At 34.3% G+C, this 26329-nt stretch carries 27 protein-coding genes and 1 pseudogene; 18 read left to right on the top strand and 10 right to left on the bottom strand.

What is annotated here, in order from left to right; genetic code table 11:
* Positions 1–77 precede the first annotated feature (77 nt).
* A pseudogene (locus tag BFJ97_RS25290) lies at positions 78–239 on the top strand (purine-nucleoside phosphorylase); the annotation flags it as partial.
* 358 nt (positions 240–597) lie between these two features.
* Positions 598–807: a TM2 domain-containing protein gene (locus BFJ97_RS16660; protein ID WP_068985785.1), complete on the top strand. Its 210-nt coding sequence runs from the start codon at positions 598–600 to the stop codon at positions 805–807.
* Positions 808–963: 156 nt separating this feature from the next.
* Here BFJ97_RS16660 and BFJ97_RS16655 read toward each other — a convergent pair whose 3' ends face one another.
* The 3 genes from BFJ97_RS16655 to BFJ97_RS16645 form a co-directional block, all read right to left on the bottom strand.
* Positions 964–1287 (bottom strand): zinc-ribbon domain-containing protein, encoded by a 324-nt coding sequence (locus BFJ97_RS16655; RefSeq protein WP_068985784.1) that lies wholly within the window; start codon positions 1285–1287, stop codon positions 964–966.
* Positions 1288–1381: 94 nt separating this feature from the next.
* Complete coding sequence (locus BFJ97_RS16650) at positions 1382–1663, bottom strand: zinc ribbon domain-containing protein (RefSeq protein ID WP_068985783.1); 282 nt, start codon at positions 1661–1663, stop codon at positions 1382–1384.
* A 21-nt stretch (positions 1664–1684) separates the two neighbouring features.
* Positions 1685–2047 carry a DUF2085 domain-containing protein gene (locus BFJ97_RS16645; RefSeq protein ID WP_083227084.1) on the bottom strand — a complete coding sequence of 121 codons (363 nt, stop codon included), beginning with the start codon at positions 2045–2047 and terminating at the stop codon, positions 1685–1687.
* 278 nt (positions 2048–2325) lie between these two features.
* Between BFJ97_RS16645 and BFJ97_RS16640 the strand changes: the two genes are divergently transcribed.
* The 4 genes from BFJ97_RS16640 to BFJ97_RS16625 all read left to right on the top strand — a co-directional run bounded on the left by BFJ97_RS16640 (position 2326) and on the right by BFJ97_RS16625 (position 5626).
* Entirely contained in the window at positions 2326–2952 is a 627-nt protein-coding gene (locus BFJ97_RS16640) for a hypothetical protein (protein WP_068985782.1), read from the top strand.
* 109 nt (positions 2953–3061) lie between these two features.
* Positions 3062–3559, top strand: coding sequence for an LURP-one-related/scramblase family protein (locus BFJ97_RS16635; protein ID WP_068985781.1), 498 nt, complete (start codon positions 3062–3064; stop codon positions 3557–3559).
* Between the two features lie 403 nt (positions 3560–3962).
* The gene (locus BFJ97_RS16630; RefSeq protein WP_068985780.1) at positions 3963–4517 is read left to right on the top strand and encodes a sigma-70 family RNA polymerase sigma factor; all 555 of its coding nucleotides are present in this window, start codon (positions 3963–3965) and stop codon (positions 4515–4517) included.
* On the top strand, positions 4514–5626 hold the full coding sequence (locus BFJ97_RS16625; protein WP_068985779.1) for a DUF4179 domain-containing protein: 1113 nt from the start codon (positions 4514–4516) through the stop codon (positions 5624–5626). Before BFJ97_RS16630 ends, BFJ97_RS16625 begins: the two co-directional genes overlap by 4 nt.
* A gap of 55 nt (positions 5627–5681) precedes the next feature.
* On the opposite strand, the gene BFJ97_RS16620 is transcribed toward BFJ97_RS16625, so the two are convergent.
* Entirely contained in the window at positions 5682–7148 is a 1467-nt protein-coding gene (locus tag BFJ97_RS16620; RefSeq protein WP_068985778.1) for an amidase, read from the bottom strand.
* A gap of 132 nt (positions 7149–7280) precedes the next feature.
* On the opposite strand from BFJ97_RS16620, the gene BFJ97_RS16615 reads away from it, so the two are divergent.
* Together BFJ97_RS16615 and BFJ97_RS16610 are read left to right on the top strand one after the other, a co-directional pair.
* On the top strand, positions 7281–8012 hold the full coding sequence (locus BFJ97_RS16615) for a response regulator transcription factor (RefSeq protein ID WP_068985777.1): 732 nt from the start codon (positions 7281–7283) through the stop codon (positions 8010–8012).
* A gap of 189 nt (positions 8013–8201) precedes the next feature.
* Positions 8202–8819, top strand: coding sequence for a hypothetical protein (locus tag BFJ97_RS16610; protein ID WP_254660196.1), 618 nt, complete (start codon positions 8202–8204; stop codon positions 8817–8819).
* A gap of 381 nt (positions 8820–9200) precedes the next feature.
* On the opposite strand, the gene BFJ97_RS16605 is transcribed toward BFJ97_RS16610, so the two are convergent.
* The 3 genes from BFJ97_RS16605 to BFJ97_RS16595 form a co-directional block, all read right to left on the bottom strand.
* Entirely contained in the window at positions 9201–10844 is a 1644-nt protein-coding gene (locus tag BFJ97_RS16605) for a thiamine pyrophosphate-binding protein (protein ID WP_175401787.1), read from the bottom strand.
* Positions 10845–10883: 39 nt separating this feature from the next.
* The gene (locus BFJ97_RS16600) at positions 10884–13604 is read right to left on the bottom strand and encodes a sensor domain-containing phosphodiesterase (protein WP_439098004.1); all 2721 of its coding nucleotides are present in this window, start codon (positions 13602–13604) and stop codon (positions 10884–10886) included.
* A gap of 278 nt (positions 13605–13882) precedes the next feature.
* Positions 13883–14227 carry a BRCT domain-containing protein gene (locus BFJ97_RS16595; RefSeq protein ID WP_068985773.1) on the bottom strand — a complete coding sequence of 115 codons (345 nt, stop codon included), beginning with the start codon at positions 14225–14227 and terminating at the stop codon, positions 13883–13885.
* A 341-nt stretch (positions 14228–14568) separates the two neighbouring features.
* Between BFJ97_RS16595 and BFJ97_RS16590 the strand changes: the two genes are divergently transcribed.
* The 4 genes from BFJ97_RS16590 (at position 14569) to BFJ97_RS16575 (ending at position 17061) form a co-directional block, all read left to right on the top strand.
* Complete coding sequence (locus BFJ97_RS16590) at positions 14569–14991, top strand: hypothetical protein (RefSeq protein WP_068985772.1); 423 nt, start codon at positions 14569–14571, stop codon at positions 14989–14991.
* A 398-nt stretch (positions 14992–15389) separates the two neighbouring features.
* The gene (locus tag BFJ97_RS16585; RefSeq protein ID WP_068985771.1) at positions 15390–16187 is read left to right on the top strand and encodes an MBL fold metallo-hydrolase; all 798 of its coding nucleotides are present in this window, start codon (positions 15390–15392) and stop codon (positions 16185–16187) included.
* Between the two features lie 40 nt (positions 16188–16227).
* Positions 16228–16593 (top strand): VOC family protein, encoded by a 366-nt coding sequence (locus tag BFJ97_RS16580; protein ID WP_083227083.1) that lies wholly within the window; start codon positions 16228–16230, stop codon positions 16591–16593.
* Between the two features lie 198 nt (positions 16594–16791).
* The gene (locus BFJ97_RS16575; RefSeq protein ID WP_068985770.1) at positions 16792–17061 is read left to right on the top strand and encodes a hypothetical protein; all 270 of its coding nucleotides are present in this window, start codon (positions 16792–16794) and stop codon (positions 17059–17061) included.
* A 234-nt stretch (positions 17062–17295) separates the two neighbouring features.
* Here the strand turns inward: BFJ97_RS16575 and BFJ97_RS16570 are convergent, their stop codons facing one another.
* The gene (locus tag BFJ97_RS16570; RefSeq protein ID WP_068985769.1) at positions 17296–17787 is read right to left on the bottom strand and encodes a hypothetical protein; all 492 of its coding nucleotides are present in this window, start codon (positions 17785–17787) and stop codon (positions 17296–17298) included.
* A gap of 230 nt (positions 17788–18017) precedes the next feature.
* On the opposite strand from BFJ97_RS16570, the gene BFJ97_RS23805 reads away from it, so the two are divergent.
* From BFJ97_RS23805 to BFJ97_RS16545, 6 genes are all read left to right on the top strand, one after another.
* Positions 18018–18170, top strand: a complete 153-nt coding sequence (locus BFJ97_RS23805) for a hypothetical protein (RefSeq protein ID WP_175401786.1) — start codon at positions 18018–18020, stop codon at positions 18168–18170.
* Positions 18171–18325: 155 nt separating this feature from the next.
* Positions 18326–18919 (top strand): hypothetical protein, encoded by a 594-nt coding sequence (locus BFJ97_RS16565; protein WP_068985768.1) that lies wholly within the window; start codon positions 18326–18328, stop codon positions 18917–18919.
* A 216-nt stretch (positions 18920–19135) separates the two neighbouring features.
* Positions 19136–19903 carry a nucleotidyltransferase domain-containing protein gene (locus BFJ97_RS16560; protein ID WP_068985767.1) on the top strand — a complete coding sequence of 256 codons (768 nt, stop codon included), beginning with the start codon at positions 19136–19138 and terminating at the stop codon, positions 19901–19903.
* Positions 19904–20365: 462 nt separating this feature from the next.
* Positions 20366–21847: a malate:quinone oxidoreductase gene (locus BFJ97_RS16555; protein WP_068985766.1), complete on the top strand. Its 1482-nt coding sequence runs from the start codon at positions 20366–20368 to the stop codon at positions 21845–21847.
* 782 nt (positions 21848–22629) lie between these two features.
* Positions 22630–23709, top strand: coding sequence for an ankyrin repeat domain-containing protein (locus BFJ97_RS16550; RefSeq protein ID WP_068985765.1), 1080 nt, complete (start codon positions 22630–22632; stop codon positions 23707–23709).
* Positions 23710–23720: 11 nt separating this feature from the next.
* On the top strand, positions 23721–24440 hold the full coding sequence (locus BFJ97_RS16545; RefSeq protein ID WP_068985764.1) for a hypothetical protein: 720 nt from the start codon (positions 23721–23723) through the stop codon (positions 24438–24440).
* 497 nt (positions 24441–24937) lie between these two features.
* Here BFJ97_RS16545 and BFJ97_RS16535 read toward each other — a convergent pair whose 3' ends face one another.
* Together BFJ97_RS16535 and BFJ97_RS16530 are read right to left on the bottom strand one after the other, a co-directional pair.
* The gene (locus BFJ97_RS16535; RefSeq protein WP_068985762.1) at positions 24938–25597 is read right to left on the bottom strand and encodes a hypothetical protein; all 660 of its coding nucleotides are present in this window, start codon (positions 25595–25597) and stop codon (positions 24938–24940) included.
* A gap of 179 nt (positions 25598–25776) precedes the next feature.
* Entirely contained in the window at positions 25777–26190 is a 414-nt protein-coding gene (locus BFJ97_RS16530; protein WP_068985761.1) for a MarR family transcriptional regulator, read from the bottom strand.
* Between the last annotated feature and the right edge of the window lie 139 nt (positions 26191–26329).

Raw genomic sequence — 26329 nt, 5'->3', positions numbered from 1 at the left:
GAAAAAACCTTGATTACAAAAGATCTTGTTTAACAATGATATAAAGATGTAAGAAGAGAATCAATTGAAAACAATGAATTAAAGAAACACCACATATTAAACCAAATGGGGTAGAAATAGCAGAAGCTATACTTTTACCAGAAGATTCACTTCGTGCAAAGTTTATAGCTGAAAACTTTTTAGATAAACCTGTTCTTTTTAATGAAACTAGAGGCATGCTGGGGTACACAGGCGATTACTTCATCGAACAACATTTCTTTCAATCATGTATGCCACTAGCTTGTACTTGCCCAAGATGCATAGAAGATTGTGTAGTAGACTAACTTGGTTTAATTAAACATAGTTTCATAGAATGGAGTGTACAGCGGCAGCTCTCAAAAACAACAATATCATTTAGATTCATCACGGAGAAGAGATGACGATCAAAGGTCAATGATAGAAAATCGACTTTCTAAAAGGATTGTTCTTATAGGAAGTAAATATCAATAATGTAGAACAGTTTCGAGGAAAAAAATGTTGAAAAACACTTATTCTGTAATATACTTATTGAGTACGGTCTCATAATATAGTATTTATAAATTTATAGGAGGTATTTATATGTCAGACAAAAGTTTCGTAGCAACATTATTACTTTGTTTCTTTTTAGGAAGTCTAGGTATTCACCGTTTTTATGCTGGTAAAATCGGTACAGGTATTTTAATGGTTCTCACATTAGGAGGACTCGGTATTTGGACAATAATTGATTTGATAATGATTATTGTTGGTAAATTTACTGATAAAGACGGCAACCTTATTAAATCTTCATAAAAAAACGATAGGCTTGTATATACATTATTTTAAGCTTGTTGTTTTTATTTATAGTAATACAATAAAAAGAAGGGAGACTTTTCTAAATGTCTACCCTTCTTAATTATTAAGCGGCGGCATATTGCAGCTAAATTAAAATGAAACAATCCTTTTTTATTAGTAATAATAGCTATCTTCCACCATTCCTGCTGTAAAACCTATTACAAATGAAATAATCATGATAATAATTGAAATACCTATACCAAACAATGCATATATTAAAGCTGATTTTGCTGCTTTTGGTTGTGTATCTTTCCATACAAAATAGATAATAATTCCAAGTAGCGGGAAACAGCATAAACTGAGTACATTAATCCAAATGTTTGGTGTATCATTTTTTGCTGCAGTTACTTGGTTGCTAAATTTTAATACGTTAACACCGCAATGTACACAAATTTCAGCATTCTCGTTAATGCTAGAACCACAATTAGGACAATACATATCAAAACCCCCTGCATATTAGAAAATTCTCATTTACCATCTTTCTTGCCTTGCCGTTTTAGCAATTAGTACATTACATATGTAATCCCTCGTTTTAGTTACTTGCTAATCCAATAATGAACATTGCAATATAGAATAATACGATAATTCCTATGTTAATAAAGAAGAACGTTAAAGCGGATTTAGCAGCAACTGGTTTTTCGTCTTTCCAAATAAAGAACATAATTAATCCAACAAGTGGCACGCAGCAAAGTGTAATTATGTTAACACCCCAGTTTGGTTTGTCTTCACCACTTGTATTTTTTACACGGACACCACAGTGGATACAAATTTCTGCGTGTTCCGAAATATGTTCGCCACAGTTTGTACAATACATAATAGTACCTCCAATAGTTTGTTATAGATTTCTTCCAACATATTGACCAAATAAAAAAAACTGGTAACCAATAGTGTAGAAAATATAAATAATGCCGATTCCACCAGGTAATCCAGTAAGGAACCGTCTAGTATTATTACTTGTCCATTTACCAAATAATTGTCCTATACCATCAATAGCCATTGGTAAAATTAATAAGGCTATAATCCATAAATCAAATATGCCTAAAAGTATGACTAATATTGTGGATAAGAGATAACCTACTGCCATACCGGTACATCTTGCACATATAGGGAATTTCTTCCCTTTATAATAGAATGAACGGTCTGGTCTTTGATGGCAAAAGAAAATAACCCGCAATAAAAAATTAATATTATTTGCCAAATTTATAAACTCCTTTATTATTCTAGCGTATAGTATATAACATAAATAAAGATTATGGAATATACTACATATTTTAGTTTTTAATATACAATATTTTAAATAGTGGTTGGTTGAGATTTTAGTTGTTTTGATTAATGATCAATGGTCAATTCGTCAAAACATATAAGAGAATACAAATTATCAGACTTAAATTGTGCTGAGAACCTCATATAGATTTATTACGGGTTAAATGTGATGATATATATACATAAAATAAATTTGATAAATGAGGGATAATCATGTCAGTTGTGAACCTGTTAGCTTCTCAACTAAGTCGAAATGATGAAGGGCCAAATATTGAGCTAGCACATAAATTAGCTAATGAAGAAAATTATACGGGCATAGAAGAAATCATTGAAAACCTAACTTGCAAAGATAAAAAGATTCAATACGATTGTATTAAAGTAGCGTACGAAATTGGACAAGTTAAACCAGAACTCATAAGTAAGTATGTCCTGACTTTTATAGAGTTGCTAAAAAGCCGTAATAATCGTTTGGTCTGGGGTGGAATGACGGCATTAGCGACGATTACTGAGGAAGCATCAGAAACCATTATGGCTCATCTTGACATATTAAAAAATGCTATGAAAGTTGGTTCAGTTATTACAATTGATAAAGGTGTCCTAACTCTTGCGAAGCTAGCAGCCGTCAGTAAAAAAAACAATGATGTGATTTTTCCAATATTACTCCATCACCTTGAGAATTGCAGACCAAAGGAAATTCCTCAGCACTCGGAAAGTACGCTCTTAGCCGTAACAGATGAAAATAAAGAGGAATTATTGCATGTGTTACGAAAAAGAGAAATATACCTAACAGCACCACAATTAAAAAGAGTCGAAAAGATTTATAAAACATTAGAAGCTTAATAAAATTACATTTTGAGGTAATAGTATGAAAGAATTTAAAAAATGCCAAAGCTGTGCCATACCATTAAAAAAATGAAGATCGTGGTTGCTATTAAAAAGGAGGCGTAGTATGAAGCAACTTTATATAAAGCAGAAGGTATTCAGTTTAAGTGGAAAATTTACGGTAAAGGATCAGCAGGAGAAGGATGTTTATTACGTGGAGGGCAGTTTTATGCAAATTCCAAAAACGTTCTCCATTATGAATGCAGCAAGAGATGAGGTCGCACTTATTACGAAAAAGGTGTTCAGCTTTTTACCGAAGTTTTTTGTTGAAGTAAACGGTCAAGAGGTGTTAACGATTAAGAAGGAGTTTTCGTTTTTTAAAGCACGCTATACAATTGATGCGGCAGGCATTGAGGTAGAAGGTAACTGGTGGGATATGGATTTTCAAATCTTACAGCATGGTAAAGTCGTCGGTAAAGTGAACAAGGAGTGGTTCACTTGGGGCGATAGCTACAAGGTACAAATATTGAATGAAGAGATGGAAGCTATCATTATTGCGCTCGTTGTCGCAATTGATTGTGTAAAGGCTGACCAAGCTGCTGTTTCCTCAGCAGCGGCGACTTAACGTAGGGACGTACTATATAACATGCTTAGAGGTTTTCTTTATAAATTCAAATTTTGTAATAATATCAAAAAAATAGGTGAATCTCGAAAGAATTCCCTGCTTTTTATTATGGAATTTTTATGTGAAGACCTTAAAGTATAAAAAGATAAACTATAACAGGCTAAATCGATTAAGATTTGGTCTGTTTTTTTGTTTATACTTACTACTTTTGTAATAAAGTTGAATTGACGAAAAGAAACTTATAAATAAATAGCATGTTTGATATGGCGTACTATTTATTTATTTAATTTTTTTTTTTTTTTTGAAAATATTTCACAAGTTTTCTAATGATTGCGAGAATTAATTTAATTTTGAGCGATGTTTTAAGTGTAGGGGCTCTTATGTTTTAAGAAAGGGTGTTTGTATGAGGATAACTAATGAAAACTTTATAAAGTATCTTAAGAAAAAGCGAGAAGAAGCACTTCAATATGTAATCGACGAGTATGTCGGTATCGTAAAAGCAGTTATATATAATGCTTTAAAATCTTACAATGATCCTCAAATGATAGAAGAATGTATAAGTGATACATTTTTGGGAGCTTTCGAAAATGCTAAGCAATTTGAAGGGGATAAAGAGGATTTTAGAAAATGGATTTGCACAATAGCAAAATATAAAGCAATCAATAAACAAAGAAAGTTATCTAAATCGCCATTGTTTTATGAGATAGATGAAAAAAGTGAGGCGGTAAAATCAGCTGAAGAAGAATTTTTGATAAAGATTTCTACAGAAGAATTATTAAAAATGATGAGCCAATTAGACCAATTAGACCGTGATATTTTTACGATGAAATACTTTTTAAATATGAGAAATGAAGAAATTGCTGAGCATCACGGTTTGACAAAGGCTGCTATTGATAACCGATTGTATCGTGGAAAAAAACGGTTACAACAGATTCGATTAGGGGGAAGTGTGACATGAAAAAGTTATATAAACAATTTAATCACTTAAAAATCGACATGAATATGGACCCGATGGAAGTGAGTACTCTTGAAAAAGAGAGAATTAAAAGAAATGTAATGAAAGTAAATAAGAAAAAGCATTTAACAAGAATTTTTGTGGCTGCAGTTGTATTTTTAGTTGCTTCAAGTATTTCAATTGGCTACGCATTCCCTACTTTTGCGGCAAATATACCGTTTGTCGGGAATATATTCGGGTTATTCGTTGATGACGAGAAGTATGTATTCGAAAAGCATGATGAATATTCTACAAGTATTGGAACGACTCAAGAAAGTAATGATGTTGAAGTAACTGTAACAGATGCTGTTTACGATGGAGAAAATATTACGATAGCTTACACAATAAAGAGTGAAAAAAAATTAGGGGAAAGGCCGATCTTAGAGGGTGAATTAGAGGGTGAAATAACTGCTGATGAATTTGAAAATAGATATAAACATAGTGGATTCGATAATCATTATATTGTCAAAAAAATAAATGACAAAGAGTATGCTGTATTATATATTTACGAACTCATTAAAGGACCAAAGCCAGAGAAAGTACAAATTACTTTCCAAGGAAATAAAATTGTTGATTTAAATAATGGAAATAATGCAATAGCAGGAGACTGGTCATTTGAATTCACTTTAGCAAAACTCGCAAGTGAAACTAAAGTATTTGAAAAAGGTAGTATAATAACGGAAGCTGAAGGTACAGAAGTAATCGTTAGAGAAATAACAGAAACACCTGTTTCTACAACATTGAAAATTTCAGAATTAGTAGATATGGCGTCAATAGCTAAAGAGGAAGAAGAGTGGCGTGGAATATCAATTGAGTACAAGGTGTCCGATGATTTAGGAAATGTGTATAATATTGTTCATCACAGAGGTACAGGACATAGTACAGATTTTACAGATTTTAATGACCTAAGCGAGAATCAAGCACGCATTACTACAAACCGTTTTGATGAAAAAGCAACATCGATAATGATTACTCCTGTAGTAGGTATTTACAAAATGAAGGACAGTGATGGTGCACTAGAACTCATTAAAGAACCTTATGCAATTGAACCCATCATAGTTCCTATAAAGTAATACCATAAAAATAAAGGCAGAAATCGATTGGGATTTCTGCCTTTTAATACTTTTTTTATGTTGTAGCAATTTCCGCAACTTCTGCACTTACATGTACGGGTGGTTTACGATCTTTCCATGGCGCAGATTCTTCTAATTGTTTCCCAAGCTGTAGAAGGGTTAACTCATCTGCGAAGCGTCCTGTAAATTGCAGCCCGATTGGTAAGCCAGACGCACTCATCGCAAGCGGCAATGATAACGACGGTTGACCTGTTGCGTTAAACAAATTGGTAAACGGAGCGTATGTGAAAATTTGCTCTGTCCATTCAATCGCCGAGATATTTGGATTATCCGCATTTAGCTCACCAATTTTCGCTGGTAATGTACCGATTGTTGGACTTAAAAGTACATCATAATCTTCAAAGAATGTCGCTACTTGACGTGATACAAGCGCATTCGTATTAATGGCTTCTAAAAGTGCGCTAGCTTTTAAGTTTTTGCCATATTCATAGCATTGCCAAATGGCTGCCTCAATATTATCACGTGAAGGTGTTTTACCTGTTAATTCTGCTGCCCCCACAATCATTTTATAAATATTCGCTGTCCAAATATTTACCGTTGCGCGTGAAAATGGTGCTTCGTCGTAAACTGGTCGAGCTTCGACTACTTCATGCCCTAACTCTTCTAATAATTTTACGGCCTTATGTACGGCCTCGATACATTCCGGATCAACGAATGCACCCGAATTTGTTTCTGTTGTCCAGGCGATCTTCAGTGGACGTACCTTTTGTTGAATGGCTTTACTGTAAGGCATTTCTGGGCTTTGAATAATCGAATAGCATCCTAAATCTGGCCCAGCTACTTGGTCCAGTAATGTAGCGGTATCACGAATGGTTTTTGTCTGCGCAAATTCAATTGCTAGCCCATTTAATGCCTCACTATTATAAGGCCCCATTGGCACGCGACCACGTGAAGGCTTTAAGCCAACGATACCACTGCATGATGCAGGAATACGAATGGACCCGCCTCCATCATTACCATGCGCAATTGGGACGATACCACTTGCGACAGCAGCGGCTGCACCGCCACTTGAACCACCAGGGCTATGGTCTAGATTCCAAGGGTTACGTGTTGGACCATAAATGACAGCTTCCGTTGCGGCATTATAGCCGAACTCTGGTGTTGTGGTTGTACCGCTTAATACAAAACCAGCGTTTTTAAAACGTTTCATTAATTCACTATCGACGGACATTACAGCATTTTCTGCAACACGACTGCCCATATTATGTGGCACACCTTCCGCGTGGAGTACAACTTCTTTAATTAAAAATGGGACACCTGCAAATGGTTGATTATCATTTAAAGTTGAAATTGCTTTGTCAGCCTGTTCTTCTAACACGCTGGCAATGGCATTAATCGAAGGATTAACCTTTTCAATACCTTGTAGCGCTAGTTTTGTAAGTTCGTGTGGCGTCACTTGCTTTGTTTTTACTAACTCCGCTAATCCAATACCGTCATATGATGCATATTCCTGTAAATTCATTTGATCACCTCATGATAGTTTTGACTTACAAATTCATCTTAAATTGAAGTGAAAAAAATTGATATTACCCAAAAGGATAATTTGTCTTGAACGAGAATATATGAACTTAATGGAGAAAAGGAGGAATTAATATTGTATGAGCAAAAAGAGGTGGAGTATTTATTAGAAGCAACGTTTAGGATTTCGAATATGAATATACAACAAACAAGTGAGGACTTTAAATTGAATATGTTGCGAGTATTGAGTGAATGTTTTCAATATGAGCATACGGTATTTTGGGAAGTGGCAGATGGAGAGTTAAATGAACAGCCTGTTTGTTTCAATGTAGAGACATATACGGTAGAAAACTATCTGCACGAATATAAATATTATGATCCTTTACACCCAGTGAATATGCAAAACCAACCCGATATTCAATTAATGCTACGAAATGAAGTAATATCGAAGGAGAAAAAGCGGTATTATGTTGAACGCTTTTTACAATTCAATGATTTTATAGATGAAATGGTTATGTATCTGTACAAGCAGCAAAAGCCAACAGCAGCTATTGGCTTTTTGCGAAAAGAAGGGGAAAGACCATTTACAGAGCGGGATAGTCAAAAGCTATCTTATGTAAAGCGGATGATTGAAAATGTTTATTTATTACATCAATATGTTCAGCCAGGCGAGTCATTGCAAATTACACGACGTGAAAAAGAGCTGTTAATGTATTTATGTAAGGGATTTAAAAATGTAGAAATCGCCAGTTATTTATATGTCAGTGAAAATACAGTAAAGAAGCATCTGCAAAATTTGTATCGAAAATTTAAAGTAACTTCACGAACGCAGCTGGCATTAAAATATGCAGAAAGCTTACGAGCATAAAAAAGATGTTGGCAATCGATAACAACCGAGAATGAGGTTTTTATCAGTATAAAAAACCCTTATTTTTAGATGAAACATCAAATATTGTTAAACTTTGGTATAATAAATGTGACTGTGTGAGGTTATATAGATTTGAAATAACATTCGCGGTGATAGTTTGTAGAGTTATATTTGTTATGGGAGGGTTAAATGATGAAAAAGACAGAAACGATGGATAAGTATTTAAATTCTTATGGAAAAAATATTAGTAGTTCTGAGATTTGTCATGTTGTAGATTTAATTTTCAAGATTAATTTAGATAAGGTACCTATTTTACCTAAAGCGAAGGAAGAGGCAGATGGGGTTTCTTCATCAACAGGAAATGACCTTGTAGCTAGAGAAGTAATAGATTACTATCTAAATCAATACGACGGGGAAATAACAGGCGCAGAAATTCGCAAAATAATCAATAAAATATTTGGTGTTAATTTAGACGGAATATCTTCATTAGAAGGATCCGGAATTTCTTTATATTCAAAAGGTCAGTGGATCGTTCAACATGAAAAAGACTTATTTGTAGTATACACTGGAGCAAGAGATATTGATGTGAAGGTCTTTCCTACAAATTATTTCACTGAACAAACTGGGCTAGTAGAATTACCAATTGACTTACAACATTCACTAACGAGTTTAGGGTATTACTTCGATGAGAATATCAATAGTTACTATTTCTTAAATCCCACAGGTGAAGCTGTTCCAGATGAGTTCAAAGTAAAAACAATGGGAGCTATACTTGGAGTCATTAAAAATTCATTCTCAAATGTATAAAGAAGCTAGTAGATAGGTAAGCTATTAGTTAAAGATAGAGTTGTATTTATATAGACATAACAGGTTGTTTACGGTGTCATAGAAAATCTCTATAAGATAAAAAAAGTCATATAAGGGGAGTATGATTCCCGATTTATATGACTTTTTTATTAACTTCTTTCAGCAAATGTCTTTTGTACCGAAAGCGTAGCGACAGGTACAGAAATCTTCCGCCTCTATAGTTGGTGAGATGAATATGGGTTTAAGTTCCTTTTCAGCGGGTGTCTAAACACCCACTGAAATAGAGGAACTCAGGCGTTTTCACATCCTGTGAAAACGCCTGAGTGACCAACATCGCGTTGGCTTAAAGCCTCCGGCGGATGTATGAAACTTCAAAAGTTCCTACTTTCCAAAAGAAGATAAAAATTTAACTCGGTCTCCCATAGGAGGTGTATTATGATCTGTTAAAGCTAATTCCAAAACTGCAGGCCCATTTAGATTCAATAAGTTATTAATCATATCTTGGTTAATATCTAGCAGTTCCGTTACTCGGAAGCTTGGTATATCCATCGCTGAAGCCAAAGCACTAATACTAATTGGATTTTGCTCAAAAGATGGGTGAGTACGATGGAACTGTAGGGCATGTCCATGGTATACCATTCCTAAACGAGCATTATTCATAACAATAAATAAAATCGGTAAATTATGTTCTTTTGCTGTTAATATTTCCATGCCATGCATGAAAAAGCAACCATCACCTGTGATACATACAACAGGTCGTTCAGGTTCAGCTAATTTTGAGCCAATGGCAGACCCAATCCCACTTCCCATTGCGCCGAAGTGTACATTAATATCAAAGGTATCATAATCTAAAACCTTCATATGATGAATGACATAGGACATAAATTCGCCAATATCAATTGTGTACCTAGTGGAGGATGGTAAATATTTTTGAATATTCAATAGAACATTTTTCGTGTTATATTCTCCTATATCTCCAACAAGTTCTTTATTTTCTTTTACCTCAAGTGCAGTGCTTTTTTGGGTTGCCCCTTTAGTTCTTAATTCTTCTATAAGTAATAATAAACTTACATTTATATCACCTAATACAGGTAGATCAATCTCATATTTTCGATTGAACACTGATTGATCATAGTCCATTTGTATAGAAAAACGATTTTTTGTAAGATTTAAGTTGTAGTTATTTGTTGCTGTTTCTCCTAAACTTGAACCCACGATTAATAATACTTGTCCATCGCCTTCAGCTATCAATTCTGAGGCAGCTTCGTGCCCAGCAAAACCGAAAATGCCAACTAGGAGAGGATGATTCTCTGGAATGTATCCTTTTGCTTGCGGTGTTGTTAGAATCGGCCAATTTAGTATTTCTGCTAACTCTAGCAATTGCTCAACTGAATTCCTTACCCCTTGTCCTACCAATATGTAACCATTTTTTCTTGTTAATAGCTCTTCAGCTACATTTTTAATGGTATCTAGGTTAGGAACTATTGCTGTTCTCTTAGGTGGAGCTGGTATTTCTATGTTTGGAATTATTTCGTGTTGAACATCTATAGGTATAGCAATATGCACTGGACCAGGCACCCCAGATATAGCGATTTCGGAGGCTTTTACTACTTCTTTCAGTAAGTCCTTTGATTCTTTAACCGTTATACTATATTTAGTAACGGGTTGAAAGATCGGTTCAGCATCCAACTCTTGAGAAGCATTTAAACCGACCGTGTTAACTGGAACTGCACCTGTTAAAAATAAAACCGGTAAATGCTCACGCATGGCATTTGCAGCACCTGTTACCAGGTTTGTCCCACCAGGTCCACTACAACCAATACATACACTCATCTGGTTTGTGTATTTTGCGTAAGCTGCAGCCATGTATGATGCTGCTCCTTCATGTTTTGTTACAATCGGTGTTAATCCACTCATATCATTGAGTTCATCAAAAAATGCATTGACGGAACCTGCTGGAATACCAAAAATATGTTGAACACCGTTATTTTTTAAATATTCTAAGACCGTACGAGCTGCTTTCATAATAATTCTCCTTTACTTTCTAAAATAGAACATAGAATGCTAATAGAAATATTTTTTCATAATATCTTCAGCCTTCATGGGCTTACTAAAAAAATATCCCTGCATTAAATGACAATTTTGTGCCAGTAAAAAATCTGCCTGTTCTTTTGTTTCTACCCCTTCAGCAATAACCTCAAGGTTTAAATTTTGAGCAAGAGTAATAATCGTATTTGTAATGGCTGCTGCATCATCGGTTAACATTTCTTGTACAAAGGATTTATCAATTTTTAATGTGGAAATCGGCAAATTCTTTAAATAACCTAAAGATGAATAGCCGGTACCGAAATCATCAATAGCTAAATTTACGCCAATTCCATTCAATTGCGTCATCGTTTTAAATGTTAACTCTGTATTTTTAACAATTAAATTTTCTGTAAGCTCTAGTTGTAAATACTCAGGTGACAAATCTGTTTCTTTTAGGACATTTTTTACGATAGAAAATAAATTATTCTGCTCGAACTGATGGACCGATAAATTTACAGACATACTAATTAATGGACATCCTTGATTATGCCACTTTTTCAATTGTTTGCAAGCTTCTTTGAGAACCCACTCACCTATAGGGACGATTAAACCTGTTTCTTCAGCAATTGGAATAAACTTATCTGGTGCTATCATTCCATGTTCTCGATGATTCCATCTTAGTAAAGCTTCTACTCCCTTAATGCTGTTTGTTTTATAATTTATTTGTGGCTGATAGAAGATAATTAGTTCATCTTGCTCCAAAGCCTTATATAATTCATTTTCAAGTTTGATAGTTTCAAAATTTCTTGTATCCATCCCTTCGCTGAAGAAATGGTAGCTAGTACCTGGGGTTTCTTTCGATTTGTACATAGCTGTGTCTGCATTTTTGATTAGCGTTTCTGTAGTATCACCATTCTCAGGAAACAGGCTTATACCAATACTTGTTTTAATATATATTTCATTGTCTACTAGATTGAAAGACTTAGAGAAAGAAGCGTTTATACAATTAATAACCTTCAAAATGTCATTTTCACATTTAATATTAGGTAAATAGATTGTAAATTCATCCCCTCCCTGTCGTGATACGGTTGCACCTTCTGGAACGCAAGCAGTTAAACGTTTGGCAACATCTTGGAGCAATAGATCTCCATAGCTATGTCCTAGAGAATCATTGACTAACTTGAAACGATCTAAATCTAAATAAAGAACGGCTAATTTTTCTCCATTTTCTTTTGCATACTTCAGTCCTTGAGTTAGTCTCTCTTTTAAAAGAATTCTATTGGGTAAATCCGTTAAACTATCAAAATAAGCGTGGTATTTAATCTTCTCTTCTAGTTGCTTTCTTTGAGTTATATCTTTAAATGTGACAACTTCTCCTACAATCTTGTCCCCTTCTTTGATTAAGGAGGTGACATATTCGACTGGAAAAATGGAGTTGTCTTTTCGAAAAAATTTCTTGTAGTTGTTGAAATTTGTATTTAAAAAGGATGAAACCATAATTTTATCCTCTGTTTCACTTCGACCCATAATTAAATCGACTGATTTTCCGATTAATTCCTTCTCTGTTTCATACCCTAACATGAGTGCACCTGCTGGATTGCAGAATGTAATATTTCGATCAAGATTTAACCCGAAGATTCCTTCTCCTGCAGAATTGAGAATTAACTCTTTTTCACGGCTAAGTTGCTGTAACTCTGCTATAACTCTTTCAAGCTCTTTATTTTTGACTAGTATCTCCGAGGTTCTCTCCTCGATAATGATTTCTTGTTTTTCCATATATAAAAGGTTTGATAATGCAGATGCTGTAGTGTCAACAATTGATTGGGCTAGCTGTAATTGAGTTTCTGAATAGAAAAATGCTTTTTTTTCAAGATTAACAATAGATATTTGTCCTAAAATTTCACCCATTGAAATCAAAGGAAACATAACTAAACCGTTTATACCAAAATTGCGACAAACTTCATGATTAGGTCTTTCATCCTCAAATACATTAGGAATAAGAATTGCTTTTTTGGTTTCAAAAACCTCCTGTATGACAGCATCATTGCTTTGGTCAATTTTTATTTTGTTATGTGTTTTTAGCCAATTTTCTTCTGTCCAATCACTATCTCTACTCAACTTAACCGGTTTAATTTTTTTTTCTGCTAAAGGATCTAATAGATGAACGCCTATATTACTATTATCTAGAACCTTTTCTAAGTAGAAAAAGCATTTATCAAGGCACTTCTGTAGTGAGGAGCACATTGATAAATCACGTGTAACATCAAGCAGCAACTGCTTTTCGTTAATGAGACGTTCTTTATAAGCTAAGTTGTTTGCGTTTTGAATAGCAACAGCAGCCATATTTACATATGACTCAACCGTTTGAATTTCTTCGTCTGTTAAGTTCATTGGAATTCCATAATCAAATAAAAAAACAAGCCCAAATAACTCTTGTTCAAAGGAGATGGGAAGAACTAATAAAGATTTAATATGGAACCCCTCAACAGCTCTGGGATCAGGTCGATTATCCTTTGAAGTATCAGGAATATAGATGGTTTTCTTTGTTTCAATTACTTCTTTTGCCAGTAAATCTATTTCAGTGTCAATTACATGCATATTCAACGTCCAGCCATTAATAACTTCTGGTTTTCCTACATATCCTCTGAATGTTCCATCTTTTCTCGGTAAATAAATGCCCACAGAATCACATGTGACGATTTCTTCAGATATTGCTAGTGTTACTTGCTCCAATACTTCGCGTAAATCTTGCTTCATGTTGATCATTTTCGTTATATTGGCCAGTCGAGAATACCTCGTTTGTTCGATAGACATTTAAATGAACCCCCAATCTTTTTTTGTTGTCCTATATAAATTCTTATTAAATGTTTACTTTAGTCATATCAAATAGCTCATTCTTTTTATTTTACAGTAGTAATAAACAGGTAGGAAAAAAATTATAGAAATTAGTTAAAAATCCTTAAGAGCATTTTGTGATTTGTCTTTTTATGTAGGGCTACAATCCTTCTTTAATGAAATGAGTTCTAGAAAGCTGTTCAAATGTGAGGCAGCGGATCTTCCTTTTGCATAGAAATGAGCCAAATAAAATCATCCTCAGAAATAATTTGGATGTCCTGGCCAAGGCTAATCAACTGCTCAGCTTTCGATTGTTTCGTACTTATACCACGACGTTTCTTTCCAAGAATAACGAAATCTGTCTCCTGTGTAACAGCTCCTTGCATAACCCCTCCACAAGCTCGTACTTTTTTCGCGGCTTCTGAACGTGTCATAGTGGAAAGAGCCCCTGTAAAGACGATTTTTTTAGTATAAAATGGGTGCAGCAAGCATTCGGATGGGTCAGAAAGGAAGATGACTTCTATGTTGTCTGTATTTTTATTCATGTTGATACTCCTCGATTGAATGGAAAGATTTCTACTTAATTATAGGCGAGAATAATTGATATGACCGGATTTTTTGTACATAAAATTATTAAGCTTCAATTAATTTTATGACTCAATAATTGAAATAATATGCATATCTGTTAAATTAATTATATTGTTATTCCTTTGTATACCAATTTTTGTGATATATTGTAGAGAATTAAATTCCAATATGCATTTAACTATGTACAAAAAAATTGTTAAAATGTATATACTTTTGTAGTTATTTTCATGTACGCCAACTTTGTAGCAAGTAAATTAGTATATTAAGTTGTACAATTAAATTTTACAGAGGTGTTGTAATGCTTACAGTTAGTAATACTGAAAGTTGTCTAAAAAACAGAATTGGTGAAAATACCAATGATATTAAAAAGGTTTGGGAAGAGTTTAAGGCTTTTTCGAAAGAGGCAATTGAAGGAGAAGAAGAAAAAGAAATATTATTTCAATGTGGTGTTTATGAATATACTGGAAAGAAATTTTATTTTGACTTTGTACGTCAATTTTCTATTCTTGATGAAGAAGATGAATATTCCCATATGGAACAACTTTTCTGTAGTTTTGAATTTGAGCCAACAGATGAGTTACGTAAGTTCCAGGTAGCAAAATGGTCAATGGATTTTGAAGATATAGATGAATTTTTTAATCATATAGAAAGCCTTCAGGAGTTTAAAGTTCCTTTGAATTTAAAACCGATAAAATCAGATATATATCAAACAAAAGTTTAGCGTTTTTAAATAGGGAGATTTAAGTTTATTAAAAATTAAGAAGTACCGCTTAGACATATCACGTCACGAAGAACCTTATCATAAATAAAGGCCATTTTAGAAGACATGTTCTTGAGAAAGAGCATGTTTTTTCTTTAGATGAATGTGGGATTTATGAATCAACTGTTACTATGTTAAGAAACTAAGAGTATGTGAAATTTAAATTGATTTCTCATACTTTTTTTACTAAAGAAGGAATTTATCGATATTCCTCGAACTATTGAATTAAGAGAGAGCAAATAAACAAATTAAAGTTCTTTTCCAACAAACTGGCACATTAACTTTAAAATGCTACCTATGCGTATGAATAAGAATTAAAGAAATATGTATTAATAATAAGGGGAAAAGGAAGGTCCATAATGATTCAATTTCAAAAAAATAATATTACAGTTTTTCAAAGTGCATTATATATGACTACCTCGGCAATCATTCAAACGAACGAAGCGATAATTATGACAGATCCTAATTGGTTACCTACTGAAATTGAAGAAATTAAGAGCTACATAAACAACATTAAAGGTGATAAACAACTATATATTATTTACACACATAGCGATTTTGACCATATTATTGGGTCTGGAGCCTTTCCAGATGCTAAGGTAATTGCATCTAAACAATTTGATGAAAATCCGAACAAAGAAGATATCATTCAAAAAATTAAACAATTTGACCAAGGATATTATTTGAATAGAAGCTATTCACCCGTATACCCAACTGTAGATATTGTTGTTTCAGAGGATGGGCATAAATTAGAATTAGATTCGATTACCATGACATTTTATCAAGCACCTGGTCATACGGACGATGGTTTATTTACAGTGATTGAGCCTGATGGTCTATTTCTTTCGGGTGATTACCTGTCAGATATTGAGTTTCCGTTCATCTTTAGCAATTATCAAGACTATGTAAATACGATCAATAAAGCTGAAAATATTTTGCTAAATCATCAAATAACGACGCACATACCTGGACACGGTTCGACAACACAGAATCAACAGGAAATTCAAAAAAGGATAGATTGTTCAAAGTATTACTTAGAGCAGCTTCTTCGTGATAACGGAGAGCTAGAAAAATATTTAAGTAGGGAGTATCCATTTTTTGAAGGAATGAAAAGCATTCATCCTGACAATAAGAAGATGGCTAATCAAGAACTTTAAGAAAGAAATGTTCTTACAACTCATGAGGAGGAAAATCAACATGATTCAAAAAGTCGGACAAGTCGGAATCCCCGTTAAGAAGTTAGATAAAGCAATCCATTTTTATAAAGAAATACTTGGACTTTCACTTTTATTTAATACGGATAGCATGGCGTTCTTTGATTGTAATGGATTGAGACTCCTGTTAAGCCTTCCAGAAAAAGATGAATTTACTTATGCCAGTTCAGTAATTTATTTTCAAGTAGAAAATATCAGTAAGACATACGAGGATTTAGTAAGGAAAGAAGTTACTTTTATTGATGAACCACATGTTGTAGCGAAAATGGGACAAACAGAAACATGGATGGTATTTTTTAAAGACTCAGAAGATAATACTCATGCATTAATGAGTGAGATACAAGTTTAACTTCTTTCAGCAAATGTCTTTTGTACCGAAGGCGTAGCGACAGGTACAGAAGTCTCCCGCCTCTTTTTCTAATTTTTGTTTAAGAATGCGTTTTTTGGTTTGCGGTTATTCGCTAATTCATCCGTGCATATTTTCTGGACATTTTAAAATACTATGTCTAGATAATTTATCTAATTAGCAGGAAGGGAAGAGGCATAATTGGCTAAACACTCAGATACGAGTTGGAAAAAGGATCATCCAAGCACTTTGTTCGGCAACTCTGTCCAAAAGGCAGAGCGTTTATTAAAGCACGCAAAGTCACACCCCGAGGAGATAGCAATTGAGCATGCTTTCAATCATCTAGAGCATGCTGAAAATGCTTTTATGAATGCAGTGCAATATGGTGAGCATTTGGATACAGTCCAACAAAATAAAGAATACTTAGAGCAGATCAAGCAACAGCTACATGAAATGAAAGATGAAGTGTAAGAAAAGTAAGATATAAACTTACTCAATTTTGAATTGCTCTCTGTAAGTAGACAATAGAAATAATAAAAATGCATGAAGCGGCTTGAGTCCTATATATAAAAGGGCTTAAGCCGCTTAATTATTTTTCATTAGGTTCACTTGCAGTCAATTATCGGTTTCTAGAGAAATGTTGCGCAGATGAGTAAACATTTCGCTTTCTTTCCTGGGAAATATTGTTGTTATACTTTTGTATTGTTAACACCAAACGATTATTTTATACGGTGTGGTTTGCGCAGGAATGCTTCTTGTAGTAGGACCATAGATAACAATTAGGTTTCGATTTGTTGGGCTTTTTAAAAAAGGCTGCCCGTTTTTTAGCGAGATAACAGTAGAGGGAGAGAGATTTAGTTGTAATTGGCCATCACTACTCACTAATTGGCTATTGAAAAAGTCGACTTTAACATTTTGAAAATTATTTTCCTTAACAACGATGAGTGCACGATATTGAGGTGGGTATATCAACGGTACAGGTGCATCTCCATCATAATATCCAGTAATCCGATCACGGAGAGTCACGATTTCTTGGTTTACAAAGTAAGTGGAAGGAGAGATGACAAAATTGACGATGCCGCCAGTATCATCTACTACCGTCATAAGTTTATAACAGCCTTCTCTTTCTCCATTTTGCCCAATCGAAAAATCTTCAATCTGTGTAACGACCCCACGAAACGATTTAAAATTTACCATAGCCATTCCTTTCTAAACGGTATTGGTGAGACAGAAGTATTGTTTATCCAAAGGGATTGATTTGAAATCAATTTATAATACTTTAGAACAGCATCATTTTAATTTATGTAACATTCCCAACTTGGGTGACAGAGAATGTTATGATCATCAAAAGGATTGGTTTATATCTCACATGAATCAATATATACTTAACTTGCAAACTATTAAGTTATTCAGAGGAGGGGAACCTATTGAAGTGGATTTCTAAAAATAAGAAACCCCTTGTATTTGTCATCATTATTATGGTTTTCATTGCTGGTATTCTCGACATTAAATATGAAGGATTGTTCTTTCAAATATTACCTGAATCTATTCAAACCTATTTGGCTGATTTTTTTAAATAAGTGTAATGTATAGTCTAGACACAGAGTCAAGGTTAAATAAAAGGGATTGGATTTTTATCCAATTCCTTTTATTTAACCTCTAAAGCTTTGAACCAAAAAACAAAATAGTTCTTGTTATGTTGCAAATAGAAATATTGAAGGAGTTGAAGAAAAAAATGAATAGTAAAGCGGATATTCAAAAACAGTTTTATAAAATATATAAAGGATATATTAGCATCTCAGAATTTGAAGAATGGCTTTATAAAACACAAGAAATTGAAAGTATTTATAACCATGACTTTTACTTTAACTTACTTGATTTAGATTATAGAAAAAAGCATATTAAAACTGAATTAGTGAAGATAATAAAGATGGAAATTCCACTTGGAGAGTTTGAACAGTCACGGATTATTTCTCTTTTGAAAAACATCATATTTGAAAAAGGTGATGTAGTAGAGATAATGGAGCAGTTATATGATGATTATTGCAGTGGATATTCATTTCTTCGATTTTTAGGGCTTACATATATAACAGGAATTGATTCAATACCTAAACTAATGCAAGGAGATGAATGGGATAAAAATGAATTTAATAGTAGAAGAGAAATACTAAATGATATCAAGCCAAAGCTAATAAAAGAAGTAGGGCGTTTGTTATCATTCTTTCAAGAAGAACGACTAATAATTACTGAAGAAAATGATTATCGCGATTATCGAAAAGAAGAAGAAAAGATAGAACTTAATAATATAAATAGGATGTTTAATGAATAACCCATTAACGGAAAAAGTGAAGGAGAGACAATGTTGGAGGTTATAAAAAAATGATTTTATCACCAAGTTCTTTCATGATAATAACGTAATTAATGCAGCTAAAAATGCTGTGTTTTTTCATATTCAGCGTCATTAGTTCCGGAAGGGTTATCTAAACAAATATTGAATATATCGGTATTGAACGATTTTATATTTGAGAAAGGTGATGATAATTTTATGGAAGAATGGCAAATTGCACTTGGAGAGTTTTTAAAAGATTGGAAGAACAGAAATGATGTCGTAGGTGCACTTGTATGTGGGAGTTATGTTACTGGAAATCCTTCAAAGCGTTCTGATATAGATATACATATTATTTTAACTGATGATGTAGATTGGAGAGAGAGAGGAAATAAAATTATTAATGGCTTTCTTATAGAATATTTTGCTAACCCTCCAAAACAAATTCAAAAATACTTTCAAGAGGATTTTCAAAACCATAGAACAATGTCCATGATTCAGTTTATTACAGGAGAGATTTTATTCGATAACACGGGAATAATTAGTGAAATAAGAATCGAGGCTGAAAAATGGCTAAATAAAAAATACGATGAACTAAATAAAACAGCTTTAGAAATAAAAAAGTATTTACTATGGGATTCATTAGATAATTTAAAAGATTGTTGTGAACAAGACAAAGAAGATTTCCACTTTGTCTATTATAATTCATTAGCTAATTTATTCTCGGAGTACTGTAGGTTTTTAAATTTAGAAAGCATTCCTTATTATCAAATTAGGTCCTACCTTGTAGATCCAATATACAGTAAGAAATATGTGAAAAAGGCTTTTCCCGATTCAATATTTAAAGAAATGTTTTTAAAAGCATTACAAGAAGCGGATAAACAAAAGATGATCGAGATTTATGAAGAGTTAGTAAACCATGTATTTAATCAGGCTGGTGGTTTTGAAATAGATGGTTGGAAAATAAAAAGTCCCGTCGAAGTATAGATATTTCAACTTGCGTTAAAATAAAAAAGAAATAATTTTAAAATAGCACTAGAAAATATTGTGAAAATTCGCTATATTTTAATGTGGAGTGGGGCTGGTGTAAAAACAAGACTGGTTCCATCTTTTTATGTTATTATAGAGATATAATAATTAAAAAATCCTCATTATTATATGAAAATGCTAGCCAATTTTAGGACAATTATTCCATAAAGATTCAATAAATGCTGGATTTCTTGATGAGGGAATAGGAGGTTTTTCTCTTGATTTATTAAGAGGAAGGCTCGAAAAATGCACATAACTCTCATATAGATAGTTAATATTTTAATCTTTAGGTAATTGTGATAAACTGCAATAAGGTAATAATTGATACAGAAAAGGTGTGCTCAAAAGTTACTCCATGGCTTACTGAAGCAGGAGAGCTTACATCCTTTCTGCAAATCTTAATATATAAGGAAGGTAAAAATGAGTAACAGACAAATTAAATCAGATGTTATCTTAATTGGTGCCGGAATCATGAGTGCTACTTTGGGGACATTACTTAAAGAATTAGCACCAGATTGGAAAATTACAGTGTTTGAGCAGCTTGATAAAGCAGGTGAAGAAAGTTCTCACGAATTAAATAATGCGGGAACTGGGCATGCGGCACTTTGTGAGCTTAACTACACTTCAGAGAAAAAAGACGGGTCAATCGATATTAGTAAAGCGATTAACGTTAATGAACAGTTCCATGTTTCAAAACAGTTTTGGTCTTATCTTGTGAACAATAAACTGATCAGTAATCCACAAGACTTTATTATGCCTTTACCTCATATGAGTTTAGTACAAGGGGAAGACAATGTAGAGTTTCTAAAGAAACGTCATGAAACGATGACAAAAAATCCTTTATTCCAAGGTATGGAATTTTCTGATAACCCAGAAAAACTAAAGGAATGGATTCCTCTTATTATGCAGGATCGTCCAGCAGATGAAGCTATCGCTGCGACAAAAATTGATACTGGTACAGACGTTAACTTTGGTGCATTAACACGTATGTTATTCGATCACTTAAAAACTAAAGACGTTGATATCAACTACAATCATAGTGTTGAAAGCATGAAACGTACTAGCGACGGTTCATGGGAAGTACGAGTGCATGACAAAAACGGCTGTAAAATGGAATACCATACAGCGAAATTTGTCTTCCTTGGAGCTGGTGGAGGAAGCCTAGAGTTGCTTCAAAAATCAGGTATTCCTGAAGGAAAACATATTGGTGGATTCCCAATCAGTGGATTATTCTTGGCATGTAAAAATCAAGAAGTTACTGACCAACATCATGCAAAAGTATACGGAAAAGCTAAAGTTGGTGCTCCACCAATGTCTGTTCCGCATCTTGATACACGTTACATTGATAACAAAAAATCATTACTATTTGGACCGTTCGCAGGTTTCTCACCTAAGTTCTTAAAAACAGGTTCGAATATGGATTTATTTGCTTCTGTAAAACCGCATAATATTACAACGTTATTAGCGGCAGGGGTTAAAGAAATGGGATTAACAAAATATTTAATCCAACAACTTATGCTATCTAAAGAACAACGTATGGAAGAGCTACGTGAATTCATCCCGAATGCTAAGAGCGACGATTGGGATATTATTGTAGCTGGTCAACGTGTACAAGTTATTAAAGATACACAAGCTGGTGGTAAAGGAACGCTTCAATTTGGTACGGAAGTTGTAAGTGCTTCTGATGGCTCAATTGCTGCATTACTTGGAGCTTCTCCTGGTGCTTCTACTGCTGTACACGTTATGCTTGAGGTAATCAATAAATGCTTCCCTCAAAATGTTAAAGAATGGGAACCTAAAATCAAAGAAATGATCCCATCTTATGGCAAAAAATTAGCAGAAAACCCAGAGCTTCTTAATGAAATTAATGCTTCTACAGACGAAGCCCTTCGTTTAAAATAAAATTTTGATGTAGAAACAGTGGATGTAAGCATCATGTTTCTACGACATATAATATAGAACCTTCAATCTAATTTTGGATTGAAGGTTCTATTTTTTTGTTTCCAAAAAATCGGCTCATCACCATAACGAGCGGTTGATTTCCATTCCGACTGGGCGCTTTACCGCTGACGCTTCGCTCCAGGGTCTCGGGCCAACAGATGTTTTTTTGCGCGAAAGCGTAGTGCAAACGTAGCGGCAGCAGCAGGATGTTTTTTGCGCGAAAGCGTAGTGTTAACGTAGCGGCAGCAGCAGGATGTTTTTTGCGCGAAAGCGTAGTGTTAACGTAGCGGCAGCAGCAGGATGTTTTTTGCGCGAAAGCGTAGTGCAAACGTAGCGGCAGCAGCAGGATGTTTTTTGCGCGAAAGCGTAGTGCAAACGTAGCGGCAGCAGCACGATGTTGGTCACGAAGGCGTTATCACAGGACATGATGCTCTTAGCCTTCGTTCCCCTATCGCTAATCCCCAAGGAGTCGCCCGGTTTCCACTCCAATCAACTAATATACAGGTATATACTTAAAAAAATGTCATCCAAAACTTTTGGTGATAATCCAAAAAAATTTTAATTACAAAATAAGTATAGTTGAAAACTATCATCCATATTAATAAATATATTACAGTAGAGTATAATTAATGACAAAATCATCATGATTTAATCAAAAAAAGTTGAATGGAGACCATTAATCAAAGATGTCCCTTCAATTAAAGCAAATTTTTCATGAAACTTTAGGGAGGAACGGGAACTGGATGATTACTCTAAAAGGTGTTGGGAAGTTTAATGATCTACCGGAAATTGCTATGCATATTTACAAAGGGAATATTCCAGCTTTACAGGCTGCCATCAAAGTAGGCTGGGATATTGAAGAAGACATTATATTGAGTAGGTATATCTCGCTAAGTCCTTTAGATATGGCGCTTAATTGTCAAAGATTAGATGTTATAAAGCTATTAGTAGATCATGGTGTTAACCTAAACGTTGAAAATAATCCAGCGTTTTTGCAAGCTGTTCGTTATTGCAAGGGAGATATAATTCGCTATATTGTAGCGCATGGAGCGAAGCTAGACATGCTCAATCAAGTCGGGTCTGGCGCCTATTCACAGGCTTACTATGGTAATAAAAAAAATATTCCACTCATTCATGAACTAGGTTTGGATGTAAAGCAACACGGTGGTCCCGTATTGCGTCAAGCTGTGTCAAACCATGATATGAAGACCATTACATATCTACTCGATCAAGGGGTGGACATCAACTATAATAGTCCAGATATGGTTTATCCTTATGAAGCAACTCCATTAACAGAGGCAACACGAATGGGAAATCTAGCTATGGTGCAATACTTAGTAGAGCGTGGAGCGGATGTTACTTTAGCAGAAAAAGATGGTGAGCGTCCATATACGATTGCAGTTGGCAATAAAAATACAGCTTTGGCCGATTATTTGAAATCACTAGAGCCATCTGAGCTACATGATGTAGAGAACAAAAAGTATGCGCTGAAAAAATATAAGTTGAGTGATGAACTGATTAGCTTTCTTACGGGAGACAAGCTACGCCTTGATCTAGATGCAAATGATTATGGAATTAGCTATATAGACTTTTTTACACTAACGGATACGATTGAAATGAAGGGTGGTCGTCAAAGGCTACTGCGTTTATCGGCAAATATTTACAATTATTCAGATTTACAGATAGTATGGAATTCAAAGAAGAAAGGGCAGATTGGTTGCTATGATGTAGAGCATCAAGAATATGCAGATTTGTGCAGTTTTAAAGATTTTCTTGTTAAGCCGGAAATATACCTTATCAAGTTTCTTGAGGGGGAACTGTAGGAGGAATGTCTATGTATTTTGTCAGTCAGCCTAAACCATTTCAACATGACTTTCTTGTGGAGATTGAGGCAATATTTTTTCCGCCAGGCTATCTAACATTTCTGCAACAGTTTGGAGCAGGAACTTATAGAGGATGGATATATGTTCACTTACCCGATAGTGAGGTACTAAAGCCTTTTGTTGAATACGATTTCTGGGAGCATAACGAAGGGAGTCCGATTACTCAGCAACAAATCGGTGAGTGCATAGTTATTGGCACAACAATTGATGGTGATTTTCTAGCTGTACATCCTGAGGTCGATCAGCTGCTCTGGTTGCCTCGCCACGCTGATCGCGTACTAACTGTGCAAAAGAGCGGGGTTGAAGACGATGAAATATTTACGGTAGTGCTAGATAATCTATATCATCAAGTTTACGGCGAAGCTCAAGAAGGCCCCATGTATTACGAGCCTTGTTCTGACTCACAAAATTATCATTTTTTACGTTTACCACCAAAAGAGGAGGGGCCTACACTACAAGACCTAGCTAAAATGTTTAAAGCTGCTTTTCTTCCAGATTTGATAATGGAGAACTCGTATATTTGTAAATTTTTCTATCAGATGTTAGGTGGCTATGTAACATTTAATTATGCCTACGGGCAAGAAATCGCCATTATATATGAGCAAGATAAACAACAGTTATACAACGATATAGAGGAATGGCTCGTAACAAAAGGATCTGAACGTATATAACTTACATAAAGATCCCAGGAATTGAAGCCGCGAATTGATCCAATTTCTAAATAGAATGCGTTCACAAATATATTACCACCTAGCATAAAAGGTACTGAAATTAGGGTAGCGACTAGATTATACGCAACACAGCTTCCTTGTCGAGCGACCTATAGACCATACAAGATAAAATAGGGGGAGAAGCACATCTTTTATTAAAAAAAGGTGTGCTTTTACATTTTAGTACCTAAGCTTCGAAAAGCAGAATTGGATAGATCGTTTGACATACATTGAACAAAAGAAAAGCAATAAAGCGACAAGGAGGGCTAGAGGAATGCTGAACATAACTGGAAGATCGACGCCATACCATATGCTCATCTTTATTTGATCAAGGCCAAACGTTCGTAAAATGCCAGCTAGTATTGCTAATAATGCACTTAAGACCAAGCCTGCGTAGAGGACAGATAATACAAGGAGTGCTAATGAGCAAAAAAAGGCTTGAATGATTTTTATGATTGTCATTCATTTTCCCTCCGTATTATTTGTTGTACTTTAGCATTTGGAGCAATTGAATAGCTTTCTGTATAGTAAAGTGTTTTGATCTTACAATTGCTCCCTACTGTCACAACATCTCCGTCAACGATTTCCGCATTCGTATAGGAAAGACGTAAATTTTTCCCTTTTATACAATTGCAAATCAATTTTTTCTTTAATAATGGGAGGATAGAAATCTTATCCTTTTCTATCCACACTTCATCTGCAATAAGCTCTCCAATTTCACTTTCACCAGACAGTTTTAAATGAAAACGTTTGGTCAGTATTTCTGCTGCTTTTACAATGCCAATTGAATATACAGTTTCTGCTTCTAGTCTTTGTTCAATGGTTAATTTTCCAGAACTATTTAAATTCAATACTTGCCCATTGCGCATTTTTAAACTGCCGGCACTCTTCATTTCATTAATCTCACAAAAATCCTTTATCGTACATGATCCGGTACTATTTAAAACTTGTACTGCCACGGGGGAGTGAAAAGAACTATGTCCATGAGTGGAGATTTTTTGTAGTCGTACTTCTTGATGTATAGCAACAGACCCACGGATATTTAATTGTTCAAAGTCTGCTGCTAAGTCTTTAATATTGCCGTTAGTAAGGGTTACGGTACGTAGTTTTTGAATCAAGAATAATCACCTCATGTTAATTTAATTAATATATATTTCAATCATTAAAACATATATTAATTAAAGTATATGTTACTTTGTTTTGTCAAGAACTAAAAATTTACCGAATATCTATCCTGAAAATATGCTTTTTATGTATTTTCTGGGCAATAAAAAAGGGATTTCAATTGTATGAAATCCTAAAAAATTTTTTTCATTAACTGATTAACTTCACTTAGTACTCTTGCCATATCTTCAAGCTTTTCCTGTGGGAATTTCAAAAATATTTCTTGAACCTTAAGTGCGCCATTATTCGTTAAAGCCATTTTGACTACTCGGCGATCTTCGCTTTCTCTAATCCGTTGTACTAAATCTAATTTTTCTAGCTTATCGCACATGGATGTAACTGCTCCAGGTGTTACACTAAAGAAGTCAGCAATTTCAGTTGCTTTCATTCCATCATTAATTTTTAGTTGGAGAAGGAGGATAAGCTGGTTTTGAGATAGTGACTCTCCTTCAGAGAGAAGATTGACGAACATTTTCGATGTTTGCTGTATTTCAAGCATCTCTCTCATAATGATTTCCACGTTACGTAATTGATTGTTTTCTGACATATAATCTCACCTGTTAAAATATTTAATAATTAAATTATATAGCAAATATATAATTGGGGCTACTACTGAGATGTCGGAAAGCGGCCCGACGCTCGCCCGCAGCGGAAATCAGAGCCTTCTAATTTAATTAGGGTGGATA

The organism is Lysinibacillus xylanilyticus, from assembly GCF_001708185.1.
In the GTDB taxonomy this organism is placed as follows: domain Bacteria; phylum Bacillota; class Bacilli; order Bacillales_A; family Planococcaceae; genus Lysinibacillus; species Lysinibacillus xylanilyticus_A.
The sequence above is the reverse complement of the archived record's forward strand: the minus strand, read 5'-3'. Positions and strand labels throughout refer to the sequence as shown.

Excerpts from the sequence above, each read along its gene's own strand:
- BFJ97_RS16595 (WP_068985773.1), bottom strand. The coding sequence starts at position 14,227 with ATGAATAAAAATACAGACAACATAGAAGTCATCTTCCTTTCTGACCCA.
- BFJ97_RS16530 (WP_068985761.1), bottom strand. The coding sequence starts at position 26,190 with ATGTCAGAAAACAATCAATTACGTAACGTGGAAATCATTATGAGAGAG.
- BFJ97_RS16600 (WP_439098004.1), bottom strand. The coding sequence starts at position 13,604 with ATGAAGCAAGATTTACGCGAAGTATTGGAGCAAGTAACACTAGCAATA.
- BFJ97_RS16555 (WP_068985766.1), top strand. The coding sequence starts at position 20,366 with ATGAGTAACAGACAAATTAAATCAGATGTTATCTTAATTGGTGCCGGA.
- BFJ97_RS16630 (WP_068985780.1), top strand. The coding sequence starts at position 3,963 with ATGAGGATAACTAATGAAAACTTTATAAAGTATCTTAAGAAAAAGCGA.
- BFJ97_RS16550 (WP_068985765.1), top strand. The coding sequence starts at position 22,630 with ATGATTACTCTAAAAGGTGTTGGGAAGTTTAATGATCTACCGGAAATT.
- BFJ97_RS16650 (WP_068985783.1), bottom strand. The coding sequence starts at position 1,663 with ATGTATTGTACAAACTGTGGCGAACATATTTCGGAACACGCAGAAATT.
- BFJ97_RS16625 (WP_068985779.1), top strand. The coding sequence starts at position 4,514 with ATGAAAAAGTTATATAAACAATTTAATCACTTAAAAATCGACATGAAT.
- BFJ97_RS16660 (WP_068985785.1), top strand. The coding sequence starts at position 598 with ATGTCAGACAAAAGTTTCGTAGCAACATTATTACTTTGTTTCTTTTTA.
- BFJ97_RS16635 (WP_068985781.1), top strand. The coding sequence starts at position 3,062 with ATGAAGCAACTTTATATAAAGCAGAAGGTATTCAGTTTAAGTGGAAAA.
- BFJ97_RS16590 (WP_068985772.1), top strand. The coding sequence starts at position 14,569 with ATGCTTACAGTTAGTAATACTGAAAGTTGTCTAAAAAACAGAATTGGT.
- BFJ97_RS16605 (WP_175401787.1), bottom strand. The coding sequence starts at position 10,844 with ATGAAAGCAGCTCGTACGGTCTTAGAATATTTAAAAAATAACGGTGTT.
- BFJ97_RS16585 (WP_068985771.1), top strand. The coding sequence starts at position 15,390 with ATGATTCAATTTCAAAAAAATAATATTACAGTTTTTCAAAGTGCATTA.
- BFJ97_RS16655 (WP_068985784.1), bottom strand. The coding sequence starts at position 1,287 with ATGTATTGTCCTAATTGTGGTTCTAGCATTAACGAGAATGCTGAAATT.
- BFJ97_RS16545 (WP_068985764.1), top strand. The coding sequence starts at position 23,721 with ATGTATTTTGTCAGTCAGCCTAAACCATTTCAACATGACTTTCTTGTG.
- BFJ97_RS16640 (WP_068985782.1), top strand. The coding sequence starts at position 2,326 with ATGTCAGTTGTGAACCTGTTAGCTTCTCAACTAAGTCGAAATGATGAA.
- BFJ97_RS16560 (WP_068985767.1), top strand. The coding sequence starts at position 19,136 with ATGGAAGAATGGCAAATTGCACTTGGAGAGTTTTTAAAAGATTGGAAG.
- BFJ97_RS16570 (WP_068985769.1), bottom strand. The coding sequence starts at position 17,787 with ATGGTAAATTTTAAATCGTTTCGTGGGGTCGTTACACAGATTGAAGAT.
- BFJ97_RS16620 (WP_068985778.1), bottom strand. The coding sequence starts at position 7,148 with ATGAATTTACAGGAATATGCATCATATGACGGTATTGGATTAGCGGAG.
- BFJ97_RS16565 (WP_068985768.1), top strand. The coding sequence starts at position 18,326 with ATGAATAGTAAAGCGGATATTCAAAAACAGTTTTATAAAATATATAAA.
- BFJ97_RS16580 (WP_083227083.1), top strand. The coding sequence starts at position 16,228 with ATGATTCAAAAAGTCGGACAAGTCGGAATCCCCGTTAAGAAGTTAGAT.
- BFJ97_RS16610 (WP_254660196.1), top strand. The coding sequence starts at position 8,202 with ATGATGAAAAAGACAGAAACGATGGATAAGTATTTAAATTCTTATGGA.